Raw genomic sequence first — 13,970 nt, 5'->3', positions numbered from 1 at the left:
GCCGGTGGTGCCGGAGGTGTAGATCAGGGTCGCCAGCTGGTCGGGCTCTATCGCGGCGGCGTGCTCGGTCACCGCGTCGGGCTTCTCGGCGAGGTACTCGTCGCCCAGCTTCGCCAGGTCGGCCAGCCCGATCACCCAGTCCCCGTCGACGGTGCCGTCGAAGGTCACCACCTTGGCCACGTGCGGGAGCTCGGCCTTGTTGTCGACCAGCTTCTTGATCTGCTCGTCGTCCTCGGCGAACACGACGTGGCACTCCGAGTCGCTGAGGATGTACGACGTGTCCTCGGCGTTGGTGCTCGGGTAGACGGTGGTCGTGGCGGCCCCGGCGCACATGATCGCGAGGTCCGCGAGGATCCACTCGTAGCGGGTGCCGGAGGCGATGCCGACGCGCTGCTCGGGCTCGATGCCCAGCGCCATCAGTCCGGCCGCGAGGCGGCTGACCTCGTCCCCGGCCTCCTTCCAGGTGACCGAGGTCCAGGTGTCACCGTCGGGGAAGCGGAACGCCTCGAGGCTGGGCGACTTGGCGACCCGCTCGAGGAACTGCACCGCCACGTTGCGCGGAAGGGTGTCGACGAACGAGGCGTCGCGATTGATCGGCATGGGGCTCCTGCACGTCATGCCGCCCGCGCAAACGGGCGGCTGATTTGTCCGGATACTTGTGCGTAACTTAGATCACTCCGAACCGGATTGGCACCCGCCCGGGGTATCAATCCGCCAACGAGTCGGCCGGGACGCGCACGTGGTATCGGGTCCGGGTGCGCTCGGCCCAGCGCAGCGCGGGGACGAACAACAGCGACGCCGCCAGCAGGATCCCGCCGAGCAGCCACCAGCCGGTGAGGAACCCGGCGACCACCGTCGCCCGGGACGCCGCCAGCATCGAGTCGACCCGCCTGGCGACCGCGACCTGCCCGAGGACCACGGCGGCGCAGTTGAGGACCACCAGCATCGCGACCATCGCCTTCGGCGCCTCGGTGTGCTCGACCAGCCACAGCGGCATCGCGAGGTCGACGATCCAGTAGTGGATGCTCAGCACCGCGCTGACCGCGGTCAGCGCCACGAAGGGCACGTCACGCAGCGCGTGGAACATGCCGAACACGCCGCCATGCCCACGTTCGTGATCGACCGCAGGGAGGCCTTGGTGCCGCTGCGGCCCTCGCGGCCGACCAGCCCGGCGACCAGGGCCTGGCGGACCGCCCCGGAGCCGCGGTCGACGATCGCGATCGCGGAGGCGAGGACCACGAACTGCCACCACTCCTGCACCAGCAGCACGAGGGCGGAGAGGACCGTGACCGCGAGCAGGAGCGCCACCAGCACCTCGCGGGGGCCGCGCCGGTCGGCGAGGTGTCCGAGCGGCAGCCCGGCGAACAGCCCGACCGCGGCGGCGATCGAGAGCGCGGTGCCGACCTCGACCACGGTGAAGCCGACGATCCGCGTGACGTAGAGGGCCGAGATCCCCGTCCGGTGGTGTGGACCAGCGTGCTGAGCGCCAGCCCCCCCACCACGGCGTCGCGTGGCACCAGGCTCATCCGCGAGCCGCGACGTACGTCTCGGCCTTCTCGCGAGCCTCGTCCACCAGCCCGTCGACCCGCAGCAGCTCCGGCAGCAGCTCACGGTCGGTGGTCAGCGCCCGGAACATGGTGCTCACCGTGACGCCGTGGCCGGGCCGGCGCACCACCTCGATCGGGTCGCCGACGCTCAGCGCGCCCTCCTCGACCACGCGCAGGTAGGGACCTGGACGGGCCACCGCGGCGAACCGCTTGACCCAGGCGGTGCGGTCGTAGCCGGACTCCCCCATCCAGCACTTGAACTCCTTGCACGGGATGCGGATCGAGGCGACCTCGAGCACCGCGGTGCCGATCCGCCAGTGTTCGCCGACCTCGGCCTCGTTGACGTCGATCCCCTCGGTGGTGAGGTTCTCGCCGAACTGGCCGTCACGTACGTCGCGCCCGAGCCGCTCCGCCCACGCGTCGAGGTCCTCGCGAGCGAACGCGTAGACGGCCTGGTCGACGCCGCCGTGGTGCCGGGTGTCGGAGACCTGGTCGCCCTCGAGGCCGAGCCGGCGCACCCGGACCAGGCCGTTGACTGCGTGCTTGTCGATGGAGGTGCGCCCGATCTCGGCCCAGGCCGCTTCCTGCGGGAGGCCGACGTTGACGGACCGGACCAGTGCACTCATGGGGAACAGTCTCCGGCCCCGGGTCGCCGCCGCGCGACGTGTTTGCGCGTGACTCCGCCCTCGCCGGCGCTGGGAGGAAATCTCCGGCCGGGGTGTCGTATCCACTCCCGGCCGTTCGTGGCTCCGGTGACAGGCAAGGATGGGCACCAGCCCCCACACAGGAGGAACAGCCATGACGCAGTACATGCTCTCGGTCCACCACGCGCCGGACGAGGACTTCAGCGACATCCCCGAGGACGAGATGCAGCGCATCTTCAAGGCCGTGGACGACTTCAACGACGAGATCCGGAAGGCCGGCCACTGGGTCTTCGCCGGCGGGCTCAAGCCGATCGGGGACGCGACGGTCGTCGACGGCCGCGGCGACCAGCCGATCGTCAGCGACGGCCCGTTCGCGGAGTCCAAGGAGTACCTCGGCGGCTTCTGGATCATCGAGGCCGCGGACCTCGACGAGGCGCTCGCGATCGCCGCGCGCGGGTCGAAGGCGTGCGCGGGCAAGGTCGAGGTCCGCCCGATCGACGCCGCGTAGCGCGTGACCAGTCACACCCGTGGCCACCCGGCCGGGCTCGGTGCGGTCGAGGAGACCGTCCGCGCCGAGCACGGCCGGGTCCTGGCCGGGCTGATCCGGCGCTTCGGCGACATCGATCTCGCCGAGGACGCGCTCTCCGAGGCACTGGTCGTGGCCCTGGAGAAGTGGCCGGTCGACGGCCCGCCCCCGAACCCCGGCGGCTGGCTCACCACCACCGCCACCCGCAAGGCCCTGGACCGGATCCGCCGCGAGAAGGTCCGGGACACCAAGTACGCCGAGGCCGCCATGATCGGTGACGACACACCCGCCGAGCCGACCGGTCCCGTCGAGGACGACCGGCTCCGGCTCATCTTCACCTGCTGCCACCCCGCGCTCGCTCCCGAGAACCGGGTGGCGCTCACCCTGCGCCTGCTCGGCGGGCTGACCGTCGCCGAGATCGCGCACGCCTTCCTGGTGCCCGAGACCACGATGGCCCAGCGGATCACCCGCGCAAAGCAGAAGATCAAGCACGCCAACATCCCCTTCCGGGTCCCGCTCGCCGAGGATCTCCCCGGCCGGGTCGCGACCGTGCTGTCGGTGCTCTACCTGGTGTTCAACGAGGGGTACCTCGCCTCCGGCTCCGACGCCGACCCGATCCGGGAGGACCTCTGCCGCGAGGCGATCCGGCTGACCCGGCAGCTGCGCGAGGTCGCCGGGCCGCTCGGCCCGCAGCCGGAGGTGGACGGGCTGCTCGCGCTGATGCTGCTCACCGAGGCCCGGCGCCCGGCACGGGTCGCGGACGGCACCCTGGTGACGCTCACCGAGCAGGACCGGACCCTGTGGGACGCCGCCCTGATCGACGAGGGACACCGGCTGGTCCGCGGGTGCCTCGCCCTGAACCGGCCCGGGCCGTTCCAGGTGCAGGCCGCGATCAACGCCGTCCACACCGACGCCCTCGACCCCTCGATGACGGACTGGTCGCAGGTCGTGCGGCTCTACGACCAGCTCTACGCGCTCTCGCCCACGCCGATCGTGGCGATGAACCGGGCGATCGCGGTCGCCGAGCTCGACGGTCCCGAGGTCGCCCTGGTCACGGTCGACGGGCTCGCCCTCACGACGTACCACGCGTGGCACGCGACCCGGGCCGACCTGCTGCGCCGGATGGGCCGCACCGACGAGGCCCGCGCGGCGTACGACGCGGCGATCGGGCTGGCCGGCAACACCGCCGAGCAGGCCTGGCTGACCGCCCGGCGCGACACGCTGCCCGGTCCCTCCTGACCGGCTCGCCCTAGTCCTGGACCGCCTTGGCCACGGTCACGCACATGGTCACCCAGGTGCGGTCCGACTCGGTCAGCCCGGACGCGGGCACCGGCGCCCGGCCCCGGCGCTCGCGGGCGGCGTCCTGGATCGCCCACATCGCGTTGAGCACCATCCGGACCACCACCCAGTCCCGGGCCCGGTCCTCGTCCAGCCCGGCGACGTCGACCAGGGTGTGGAAGCGGCGGCGCAGGCCGTCGCGGACGCCCTCGTGCCGGTCCGGGGCGGCGAGCTCCTCGAACCGGTTCCACAGCATCGCCGCCGGCTCGTAGTGCGGGTCGCCGCTCATCGGCTTCGGGTCGATCACCAGCCACGGCTCGCGGTCGCCGGCCAGCACGTTCTCGTAGTGCAGGTCGCCGTGGATCATCACGCCGTTGCTGGCCCGGTCGGCGACCAGGTCGCGGGCCAGCATCCGGGTCTGCTCGACCAGGCGGCGCGGCACCGGGGCGTTGCGGGGGAGGTCGTCGAGGTCGGCGGCCCAGCGCTCGACGTACGACGTGAGCCGGTGCAGCTGCGGCGGCGCGGGCACGTGCAGCCGACCGTAGAGCCCCCCGACGACCTCGCAGGCCTCGACGTCCCAGAGGTCGGTGAGGTCCTCGGGGTGCAGCCGCTCGAGCAGCAGCGCCCGCCGGTGCGGGTCGGCCCGCAGCAGCCGGACCGCGCCGTTGCCGTGCCAGTGCTGGAGGGCGAGGTGCTCGTGCTCGGACTCCTCGTCCTCGTCGAAGGTCAGCTTGAGCGCGGCCGGCCGACCGCCCGGCGTACGAACGGGCAGGACCAGGGCGCAGAACCCGTGCATGGGCAGGCCGTCGAGGGCCAGGTCCCACTCCTCGAGGACCGTTGCCGCGATCCCCGGGAGCCGGTCCACCCAGCCCGCCCACGCCGGTCCGCGGCGGGCCATGCCGAGCACGCCGTCGGGGAGCCGGAACGCGGCCGCCACGTCAGTTGCTGCCGCTGAGCCAGGTGTCCGGGGGGACGTGCGGCTTCCCCGGCACCGCCCGCGGCTCCTCGGTCCAGGTGCCGAACGCCTCGTCGGCGACCTTGCGCCAGAAACGGGCGGCGCTCGCGTTGTCCTGCTGGAAGGCGATCTCCCAGGCCCCGGGGTGACGGCGGATCACGTCGAGGGCGAGGTCCCAGCCGACGCCGGCACGCCGACGGGCCGGGACCACCCAGAACGCGCCGATCCCGTGCGGGCCCTCGGTCAGCCGGTTGACGACCGCGAACGCGACCGGCGCGTCACCCTCGTGGACGAGGTAGCCGGCCGCGTCGTCCGACCTCGCCCAGCCGTCGAGCCAGGCGTGGTTGTAGCGGCCGTCGGCGCGCGGCAGGCCGTCGACGATCGCCGATAGGTCGTTGCGGTAGGCCTGCCACAGCCACCCGATCACGGTCCAGTCGTCACCCGAGGCCGGCTGGACGTCGATCACTTCTTGGCCTTCTCCCCCGCTGCCGGCGCAGACGTGGAGAGCGCGGCGATGAAGGCCTCCTGCGGCACCTCGACCCGGCCGACCATCTTCATCCGCTTCTTGCCCTCCTTCTGCTTCTCCAGCAGCTTGCGCTTGCGGGTGATGTCGCCGCCGTAGCACTTGGCGAGCACGTCCTTGCGGATCGCGCGGATGGTCTCGCGGGCGATCACCCGGCTGCCGATGGCCGCCTGGATCGGCACCTCGAACTGCTGGCGCGGGATGAGGTCCTTGAGCTTTCCGGCCAGCATCACGCCATAGGAGTACGCCGCCTCCTTGTGCACGATCGCGGAGAACGCGTCGACCGGCTCGCCGTGCAGCAGGATGTCGACCTTGACCAGGTCGGCGGTCTGCTCGCCGGAGTACTCGTAGTCGAGCGAGGCGTAGCCCTTGGTGCGGGACTTCAGCTGGTCGAAGAAGTCGAAGACGATCTCGGCCATCGGCAGCGTGTAGCGCATCTCGACCCGGTCCTCGGACAGGTAGTCCATGCCCTGCAGCGCGCCGCGCTTGTTCTGGGCGAGCTCCATGATCGTGCCGATGTAGTCGGACGGGCTGAGGATCGTGGCCCGCACCACCGGCTCGCGCACCTCGGCGACCTTGCCGGAGGGGAACTCGCTCGGGTTGGTCACCTCGACCTCGGTGTCGTCCTCCATGGTGACGTGGTAGACGACGTTGGGGGCGGTCGAGATCAGGTCGAGGCCGAACTCGCGCTCCAGCCGGTCGCGGGTGATCTCCATGTGCAGCAGGCCGAGGAAGCCGCAGCGGAAGCCGAAGCCGAGCGCGCCCGAGGTCTCGGGCTCGTAGGTCAGCGCCGCGTCGTTGAGCTGCAGCTTGTCGAGGGCCTCGCGCAGGTCGGGGTACTGGTCGCCGTCGATCGGGTAGAGGCCGGCGAACACCATCGGGTTCGGGTGCTTGTAGCCACCGAGCGCGGTGGTGGCGCCGTGGTGCTGCGTGGTGACGGTGTCACCGACCCGGGACTGGCGGACGTCCTTCACACCCGTGATGAGGTAGCCCACCTCGCCCACGCCGATCTCCCCCGCCTTCACCTGCTCGGGGCTGATCACACCGAGCTCGAGCAGCTCGTGGGTGGCGCCGGTCGACATCATCTTGATCCGGTCGCGGTGGGTGAGCTTGCCGTCGACCACACGGACGTAGGTGACCACGCCCCGGTAGGTGTCGTAGACCGAGTCGAAGATCAGGGCCCGGGCCGGCTGGTCGGCCTCACCGACCGGCGGCGGGGTCTGCTTCACGATCTCGTTGAGCAGCGCCTCGACGCCGAGGCCGGTCTTGGCGCTGACCTGGAGCACGTCGGAGGCGTCGCAGCCGATGATGTGCGCCAGCTCCTCGGCGTACTTCTCGGGGTTGGCGCTGGGCAGGTCGATCTTGTTGAGCACCGGGATGATGTGCAGGTCGGCGCCGAGCGCGAGGTAGAGGTTCGCGAGGGTCTGCGCCTCGATGCCCTGGGCGGCGTCGACGAGCAGGACCGCGGCCTCGCAGGCCTCGAGCGACCGGGACACCTCGTAGGTGAAGTCGACGTGGCCGGGGGTGTCGATCATGTTGAGCACGTAGGTGCCGGGCTCGGCGCCCTGCGCGTTGTCGGCGGGGACGGTCCACGGCATGCGCACGGCCTGGCTCTTGATCGTGATGCCGCGTTCGCGCTCGATGTCCATGCGGTCGAGGTACTGCGCGCGGGCGCTGCGCTCGTCGACCACGCCGGTCAGCTGGAGCATGCGGTCGGCCAGCGTCGACTTGCCGTGGTCGATGTGGGCGATGATGCAGAAGTTGCGAATGATCGCGGGATCGGTCTGGCCGGGTGCGGGCGCGGACTTCGTGGGCACAGGCGACTCTCGTTCGGACGTGCGGGGACCCGCTCATCTTCCCACACGGGCGGGCGGCGACCCACTTCCGCTGGCGCGCCGCAGCGCCCGCGCGGCGGGGTCCGCGAGGAACAGCAGGAGCAGCGGCCAGTACGTCGTCGCCGGCACCGCCAGCGTGATCACCAGCGCCAGCACGAACGCCACCACCGTGGCGCCTGACATCAGCGGGTCGGGACCGGGATCGCTGTCGCGGATCGCCGGGACTCGTCGCATCCGCCAGGCCACCGATGCCAGCACCAGCGCGCTGACCGTCATGGTGCCGATGTAGAGGACCTTGGTCGCCGCCTGCTCGGGGGCCTCGGCGACCAGCGAGGTGGGGAACGGCAGCAGCACGATCGTGAGCAGCCACAGCATGAGCAGACGGACCACGAGCGGGTCCTGGACGACGAGGCTGTCCACCACGTGGTGCTGGGCGAACCACAGCTGCGCGATCACCACGAAGCTGAGCAGGAACGCGAGGAGCTCGTCGTCGTGCTCGCGCAGCAGGTCCGTGACCGACCCGTCGCCCACCTCGGGGGCCAGCTCCGCCAGCGGGAGCACCAGCAGCGTGATCGCGATCGCCACCACCGCGTCGACGAAGGTGAGGACGCGGTCGAGCCCGCGCTCCCGCTCGCGCACGTCCCCGGCCCGGTCCACGACCGCAGGCTACGACGTACGACGGCCCGGGGCACGTGCCCGGGCGCGCGGGTAGGGCAGGATGTGCCGCCATGAGCACCCCCTCGGCCGTCGACCCGGTCCCGGCCGGCCGCACCGCCCAGCGCCTCGAGTGGCGGTTCCTGCCGCCGCACGTCCGCGAGCTGGTCGAAAAGCGGTGCGGGTCGCCGGTCGTCACCGCCATCTCGCAGGCGGCCGGCTTCACGCCCGGCTTCGCGTCGGTGCTGGAGTGCGAGGACGGCACCCGCCACTTCGTGAAGGCGGCGTCGGTGAAGGCCCAGCGGATGTTCGCGGAGTCCTATCGCGAGGAGGCCCGCAAGCTGGCCGGGCTGCCCGACGGCGTGCCGGCGCCGCGCCTGCTGTGGTCGCACGAGGGCGACTGGGTGGTGCTCGGCATCGAGCACGTCGAGGCCCGCGCCCCGCGCCGGCCGTGGCGGCCGGACGACCTCGACGCCACCCTCGACGCCCTCGAGGTGGTCGCCGAGCGGCTCACCCCGGTCCCGGAGCGGCTCGAGCTCGACACCTTCGAGGAGGAGTACGGCGAGCTCGTCGGCTTCTGGGAGCACGTACGCCGCACCCGGCCCGACCTGCCGCACCTCGACGAGGCGGCCGCGCTCGCCGCGACGTTCGCCGAGGTGACCGCGGGTGACACCGTCGTCCACACCGACGTCCGGGACGACAACCTGCTGCTCGACCGGGACGGCCGGGTCTGGATCTGCGACTGGAACTGGCCGGTGCGCGGGGCCGCCTGGCTGGACACGGTCTTCGCGCTGATAGGCCCGCGCGGCGACGGCCTGGACTGCGAGGCGGTGCTCGCCGCTCGGCCGCTCACCCGCGACGTACCGGCCGAGCACGTGGACGCGGCGCTGGCACTGCTCACCGCCTACTTCTTCCACCAGGGCGACCAGCCGGTGCCGCCGGCCTCGCCGTACCTCCGCCAGCACCAGCTCTGGCAGGCCGGGGTGGTCTGGGACTGGCTGTGCAGTCGCCGGGGCTGGGCGTGATCGCTCTCCCGGTGGGATTTGGGCGCTCCCGCGCCCCACTGGTAACGTTTCCCCTCGCGTGTCAGGCGCGCCGCGCCGCCATGCCACCAGACCACAGCACCACCATCCTGAACCGACGAACAAATCGAGGCTTGCCCCGTGGCGAACATCAAGTCCCAGATCAAGCGCAACCGGCAGAACGAGGTTGCGCACGAGCGCAACAAGGCCGTGAAGACCGGTCTGAAGTCCGCCGTGCGCAAGTTCCGTGAGCTCGCCGAGGCCGGCGACAAGGACGCCGCTCTCGACGCCGCCAAGGTCGCGACCAAGAAGCTCGACAAGGCTGCCTCCAAGGGCGTCATCCACAAGAACCAGGCCGCCAACCGCAAGTCGGCGATCACCAGGAAGGCCGCCTCCCTCTGAGGTAGCTCGCTGCGCGAGGCGTCACTCCCCCGGGAGTGGCGCCTCTCTGCATTTCGGGACCACCGGTACGGGTGGGGGCGCTCCGCACCGCCGCTGGTCGAGGAGCGAGCGCCAGCGAGCGTCTCGAAACCAAGGCCGCATTCCACACGGCTCGGCCGGTGCGGTCAGCGGGACTCGCGGAGGGCGGTGACGGTGAGGACCAGCCGCTCGAGCGTGTACGACGCGTCGTGGGCGGCGCCCTTGATGTCGGCGTCGGCCCGGGCGACCGCGCGGAGCGCGTGGGCCAGGCCGTCGGGCGACCAGGCGCGGGCCTGCTCGCGGAGGGTGCGCAGCTTCCACGGCGGCACGCCGACCTCGCGGGCCAGGTCGGCGTCGCGCATGCCGCGCGGAGCGCCGACCAGGCGGGCCAGTCCGCGCACCCCTCCCGCGAACGCTGAGGTGACCAGGACAGGGGCGGTGCCGCCGTCGAGTGCCCACCGCAGCTCCTCGAGCGCCTTGGCGGTGCGGCCGTAGAACGCGGCGTCCGCGACCGCGAACGACTTCGCCTCCGCCCGGCCGCCGAAGTAGCGCTTCACCTTCTCGGTGTCGAGCGTCTCCCCCGGGAAGTCGTTGACCAGCTGGTCGGCGGCCGCGGCCAGCGAGCGGAGGTCCTGGCCGACCGCCTGCACGAGGTACGTCGCGGCGTCGTCGTCGATGCGCGAGCCGTGCATGCGGACCTCGGAGCTGACGAAGCGGGGGAACTCCGACGGCTTGACCGCCTCGCTCTTCGCCTCGGTGACCGTGCCGACCTTGCGCAGCTTGGTGAGCACCCCGGAGCCCTTCTGGCCGCCGGAGTGCACCAGCACCAGGGCGACGTCCTCGGCCGGGGTCGAGCAGTAGTCCAGCAGGCCGTCGACGGACTCGTCGGGAAGGTTCTCCAGCGCCCGGACCACGACGCACCGGGTCGAGGAGAACAGCGAGGGCGCGGACATCTCGCCGAGGCTGGCGAGGGTCAGGTCGGCGGCCATCGCCTCGGAGACATCGGCCTCGGCGTCGTGCTTGCGCACCGCCGCCCGCACCGCGGCCACGGTGCGCTCGCCGAGGAACTCCTCCGGCCCGGTCACGAGGGTGACCCGGCCCAACACGTCTGTAGCTCGCGGTCCCGCCATGGTGGGGACAGCCTGCCACAGCGCTCCGACAACGCCGGCCCTGGCTCGCGCCCGCGCCCGCGCCCGGCCCGGCGTCAGTCCTCGGTGACCACCCGCGGTGGGTCGCCCGCGGTCACCACCACGGTGCCGTCGTGGTCGGTCCGGAAGACCCGCGCCCCGGCATCGGCCAGCGGGTCGAGCACCTCGGCCGACGGGTGGCCGTAGTCGTTGCCCTCCCCCACCGATGCGACCGCCACCCCGGCGTGCAGGCCGCGCAGGAAGTCGAGGTCCTGGAACCGGCTGCCGTGGTGCGGGATCTTCAGCACGTCGACGCTCAGCCCGGGCCACGCCCGGGCCAGGGCGGCCTGGGCCTCGGGCTCGACGTCGCCGGTCAGCAGGAGCCGCACCCCGCGCACCTCCACGAGCAGCACCACCGAGGCGTTGTTCGGCCCGCCGGCCGCGGACACCCCGGGCGGCGGGCCGAGCACCTGCAGCGTCACGTCGCCGACCGTGCGGGTGCTGCCGTACGTCGCGGTCACGGTCTCACCCGCCACCCCCGCGACGTACGTCGCCCGCTCGGCCGGGTCGCGCACGCTGGTCACGTCGACCTCCCCGACCCGGCGACCGGCGTACACCCCGGCCAGGCCGTCGACGTGGTCGGCGTGGAAGTGGGTCAGCACCAGCAGCGGCACCCGCTCGACGTCGAGCCGGTCGAGGCAACGGTCGACCAGGGCCGGGTCCGGGCCGGCGTCGACCACGACCGCCTCACCCGGCCCGGCCCGCACTGCCAGGGCGTCGCCCTGGCCGACGTCGCACGCCGCGAGCACCCAACCGTCGGGCGGCCAGCCCGGCGAGGGCAGCGGGACGACGACCACCGCGCCGAGCAGCAGGCAGCAGGCCGAGCCGGTCGAACGCCGGGACAGCAGCGGCCCGAGCAGCACGGCCAGGCCGGCGCACAGCACGGTGAGCAGTGCCAGCGACGGCGCCGACGTCGACCACTCCACGGCCGGGAGAGCCAACGTCGCCGACCGGTGCGCGACCGCCACGATCCCGGCGGCGCAGGCACCGGCGAGCCAGCCGAGCGCGAGCCCCGCCGCCGGGACCACGAGGCCGACCAGTCCCCCGAACAGCCCGAGCACGGTGGCCGGCGCCACCAGCGGGGCGGCCAGCAGGTTGGCGACGACCGCGACCAGGCTCACCTGGCCGGACAGGGCGGCCACCACGGGTGTGCAGACGAGCTGCGCGGCCAGCGGCACCGCGACCGCCTGCGCCGCCCAGCCGGGGAGCCAGCGACCCAGCGCGGCGGTCCAGGCAGGGGCGAGGAAGAGGATGCCGGCGGTCGCCAGCACGCTGAGCGCGAACCCGACCGTGGCCGCGAGCCACGGGTCCCAGAGCAGGAGCCCGGTCACCGCGACCCCGAGCGCACGGATCCCGCGGTCCCGGCCGTTGCCGCCGAGGCCGAGCAGCGCGACCGTCCCCATGGCTGCCGCCCGCACCACGCTCGGCTCGGTGCGCGCGAGCAGCACGAAGCCGACGATCCCGAGCGCACCGAGGAGGTACTGCCAGCGCCCGCGCACCCCGCACCACCGCCCGACGAGCAGCAGGAACCCGACCACCAGCGTCAGGTTGGTGCCGGACACCGCGAGCAGGTGGGTGAGTCCGGACGTCCGGAAGTCGGTCTGCACCTGCTCGGGCACGTCGTGGTCGTCTCCGGTGACCAGCGCCGGCACGAGAGCACGCTCCGGGCCGTCGCGCGCGGAGACGGCGTCCCGGATGGAGGCGCGGACGGTGGCGGCGCCGCGCCACCACACCGACGGGGCGGCGAGGACCTCCGGATGGCCGGCGGTGGTCAGCACCGCCGCCCGGTCCCGGTCGTCGGCGGGCGCGAGCCGGCCGTGGACCCGCAGCGTGCTGCCGAGCTCGACGTCCGCCCAGGCCGCGTCGCCGACCACGAGCACCGGCGCCCGGACCGACCGGGCCTGGCCGCGCACGGCCAGGGCGGTCAGGTCGCCCCGCAGCAGCATCCGCTCGCCGTACCGCCCCTGGAGCGGGCGCGGGTCCGAGGTGACCACGAGCCTGGCCTCGACGGCTGGTCGCATCGGCGCGAGCCGAGCCACCGGCCCGTCCGCGACCGCGGCACCGCGCAGCCCCGCGCTCGCCGCCACCGCGGCGGCGACCAGCAACCACCCGACCACCGCGGGAGCCAACCGGGCGAGCGACGGACGCCGCGAGCGGACGAGCAGCAGCAGAACGGCGACGGCGACCGCCAGCACCGCTGCCTGCCCGCGCCCGGACACGAGGAGCGCCACCAGTCCGCCCGCCCAGGCGGCGACCCCGGTGGCCGCCATCCGCAGGTCCCGAGGACGGGCGGAGGCGTCGGGCCCGTCCGAACCGGATCCCGGGTCGTCGGGCTCCCGCGCGAGCGCGGCGGCGGACGACAGCACCCGCTCACACCGTCACCATTGGGGCGAGGTCGGCCAGGGTCTTCTCGCCGATGCCGTCGACGTCGAGCAGCTGGTCGACGCTCTGGAAGCCGCCGTGGGCGCCTCGCCAGTCGAGGATCGACTGGGCGGTGACCGGACCGACGCCGGGAAGCGTGTCGAGCTCCTCGAGCCCGGCCGTGTTCAGGTTGACCAGCCGCCCCGGGTCCGGTCCGGGCGAACCGGCGGCGGACGCCGCGAGCCCCGGGGCGGCCGGGACGCCGACCAGGATCTGCTCTCCGTCGACCAGCAGCCGGGCCAGGTTGAGGCCGGTCAGGTCGGCACCCGGGCGGGCGCCGCCCGCGGCCTCGAGCGCGTCGACCACGCGGGCGCCCGGGTCGAGCACCACGATGCCGGGGTCGCGCACCTTGCCGGCCACGTCGACCACCAGCTCCTCGGCACCCGGCGAGGCCCCGGACGTCGTCGTCGTCGTGACGCCCGTGGCCAGGGCGGCCGGGGAGGCTCCGGTGGCCGGGTCGGACGGCATCGCGAGCGGCTCGCCGCGGTCGCGGACCACCCACCAGGCGGTGGCCGCCAGGGCGACGGAGACCACGACCGCGAGCACCGCGACCTGGGCCGGACCAAGCGCCACCCGACCGGCCAGCAGGCTGCCGGGCGACCAGCGCTCCCGGCGCCGGGCGTGCCGCCCCGGCTGGGGTACGGCGGGTGGTGCCGGGGGCGGCTCCGGCTCCGGGCCCGTCCCGGGGTCCACGCCGGTGTCACCAGCGACCTCGAGATCGAGCGGCGCCGCAGGCCGGTCCGCGCGCACGTGCGTGTGCAGGTCGGGCACGGACCAGGGGTCGTCGAACGACGCACCCGCCGGACGGTCCGCCGGCTCGTCGGCCGGCTCCGGTGGCCCGACGCAGCCGGGCACGCCGGACTCGCCCCGCACCGCGGCCAGCTCGGCGGACAGCAGCTCGAGCCGCCGGGAGACGGCGTCGGCGTGGGCGGAACCTCGGGGGCGCATGAGGTGACGC

General features: G+C 73.4%; 15 protein-coding genes. 4 read left to right on the top strand and 11 right to left on the bottom strand.

The window, feature by feature from the left end; translation table 11 throughout:
• The 4 genes from EKO23_RS09525 to EKO23_RS09510 form a co-directional block, all read right to left on the bottom strand.
• A partial coding sequence (locus EKO23_RS09525) for an AMP-binding protein (protein WP_246050994.1) occupies window positions 1-600 on the bottom strand: 600 nt, incomplete at its 3' end.
• Window positions 601-706: 106 nt separating this feature from the next.
• Complete coding sequence (locus EKO23_RS09520; RefSeq protein ID WP_134716574.1) at window positions 707-1,096, bottom strand: hypothetical protein; 390 nt, start codon at window positions 1,094-1,096, stop codon at window positions 707-709.
• On the bottom strand, window positions 1,048-1,413 hold the full coding sequence (locus EKO23_RS25190; protein ID WP_167880400.1) for an MFS transporter: 366 nt from the start codon (window positions 1,411-1,413) through the stop codon (window positions 1,048-1,050). Before EKO23_RS25190 ends, EKO23_RS09520 begins: the two co-directional genes overlap by 49 nt.
• 109 nt (window positions 1,414-1,522) lie before the next feature.
• Window positions 1,523-2,173: an MOSC domain-containing protein gene (locus tag EKO23_RS09510; protein WP_134716570.1), complete on the bottom strand. Its 651-nt coding sequence runs from the start codon at window positions 2,171-2,173 to the stop codon at window positions 1,523-1,525.
• A 172-nt stretch (window positions 2,174-2,345) separates the two neighbouring features.
• On the opposite strand from EKO23_RS09510, the gene EKO23_RS09505 reads away from it, so the two are divergent.
• Together EKO23_RS09505 and EKO23_RS09500 are read left to right on the top strand one after the other, a co-directional pair.
• Window positions 2,346-2,699 (top strand): YciI family protein, encoded by a 354-nt coding sequence (locus EKO23_RS09505; protein ID WP_134716567.1) that lies wholly within the window; start codon window positions 2,346-2,348, stop codon window positions 2,697-2,699.
• Window positions 2,700-2,702: 3 nt separating this feature from the next.
• A complete protein-coding gene (locus EKO23_RS09500) occupies window positions 2,703-3,956 on the top strand; it encodes an RNA polymerase sigma factor (protein WP_134716565.1) in 1,254 nt (417 codons plus the stop codon).
• Between the two features lie 10 nt (window positions 3,957-3,966).
• On the opposite strand, the gene EKO23_RS09495 is transcribed toward EKO23_RS09500, so the two are convergent.
• Genes EKO23_RS09495 through EKO23_RS09480 form a run of 4 tightly spaced genes read right to left on the bottom strand, consistent with a single transcriptional unit; the run spans window position 3,967 to window position 7,965 of the window.
• Complete coding sequence (locus EKO23_RS09495; protein ID WP_246050993.1) at window positions 3,967-4,932, bottom strand: aminoglycoside phosphotransferase family protein; 966 nt, start codon at window positions 4,930-4,932, stop codon at window positions 3,967-3,969.
• Between the two features lies 1 nt (window position 4,933).
• Window positions 4,934-5,416: a GNAT family N-acetyltransferase gene (locus EKO23_RS09490; RefSeq protein WP_134716563.1), complete on the bottom strand. Its 483-nt coding sequence runs from the start codon at window positions 5,414-5,416 to the stop codon at window positions 4,934-4,936.
• A complete protein-coding gene (lepA, locus tag EKO23_RS09485; RefSeq protein WP_134716561.1) occupies window positions 5,413-7,290 on the bottom strand; it encodes a translation elongation factor 4 in 1,878 nt (625 codons plus the stop codon). Before lepA ends, EKO23_RS09490 begins: the two co-directional genes overlap by 4 nt.
• A gap of 33 nt (window positions 7,291-7,323) precedes the next feature.
• Window positions 7,324-7,965: a TMEM175 family protein gene (locus EKO23_RS09480; RefSeq protein WP_134716559.1), complete on the bottom strand. Its 642-nt coding sequence runs from the start codon at window positions 7,963-7,965 to the stop codon at window positions 7,324-7,326.
• 71 nt (window positions 7,966-8,036) lie between these two features.
• Here EKO23_RS09480 and EKO23_RS09475 point away from each other — a divergent pair, with 71 nt between their 5' ends.
• Together EKO23_RS09475 and rpsT are read left to right on the top strand one after the other, a co-directional pair.
• Window positions 8,037-8,987 (top strand): phosphotransferase family protein, encoded by a 951-nt coding sequence (locus EKO23_RS09475; protein WP_134716557.1) that lies wholly within the window; start codon window positions 8,037-8,039, stop codon window positions 8,985-8,987.
• 138 nt (window positions 8,988-9,125) lie between these two features.
• Window positions 9,126-9,386 carry a 30S ribosomal protein S20 gene (gene rpsT / locus EKO23_RS09470; protein ID WP_134716555.1) on the top strand — a complete coding sequence of 87 codons (261 nt, stop codon included), beginning with the start codon at window positions 9,126-9,128 and terminating at the stop codon, window positions 9,384-9,386.
• Between the two features lie 164 nt (window positions 9,387-9,550).
• Here rpsT and holA read toward each other — a convergent pair whose 3' ends face one another.
• From holA to EKO23_RS25185, 3 genes are all read right to left on the bottom strand, one after another.
• Window positions 9,551-10,510 (bottom strand): DNA polymerase III subunit delta, encoded by a 960-nt coding sequence (holA, locus tag EKO23_RS09465; RefSeq protein WP_246050992.1) that lies wholly within the window; start codon window positions 10,508-10,510, stop codon window positions 9,551-9,553.
• A gap of 98 nt (window positions 10,511-10,608) precedes the next feature.
• Entirely contained in the window at window positions 10,609-12,957 is a 2,349-nt protein-coding gene (locus EKO23_RS09460) for a ComEC/Rec2 family competence protein (RefSeq protein WP_246050991.1), read from the bottom strand.
• 4 nt (window positions 12,958-12,961) lie between these two features.
• A complete protein-coding gene (locus EKO23_RS25185) occupies window positions 12,962-13,960 on the bottom strand; it encodes a ComEA family DNA-binding protein (RefSeq protein ID WP_167880399.1) in 999 nt (332 codons plus the stop codon).
• Window positions 13,961-13,970: the final 10 nt, after the last annotated feature.

This window comes from Nocardioides guangzhouensis (assembly GCF_004519545.1).
GTDB classification, from domain to species: Bacteria; Actinomycetota; Actinomycetes; order Propionibacteriales; family Nocardioidaceae; genus Nocardioides; species Nocardioides guangzhouensis.
Note: the sequence above shows the minus strand (reverse complement) of the source record. Positions and strands in the feature narration are given on the sequence as shown.

Coding starts and splice junctions, on each gene's coding strand:
- EKO23_RS09475 (WP_134716557.1), top strand. CDS start 8,037: ATGAGCACCCCCTCGGCCGTCGACCCGGTCCCGGCCGGCCGCACCGCC.
- EKO23_RS09505 (WP_134716567.1), top strand. CDS start 2,346: ATGACGCAGTACATGCTCTCGGTCCACCACGCGCCGGACGAGGACTTC.
- EKO23_RS09510 (WP_134716570.1), bottom strand. CDS start 2,173: ATGAGTGCACTGGTCCGGTCCGTCAACGTCGGCCTCCCGCAGGAAGCG.
- EKO23_RS25185 (WP_167880399.1), bottom strand. CDS start 13,960: ATGCGCCCCCGAGGTTCCGCCCACGCCGACGCCGTCTCCCGGCGGCTC.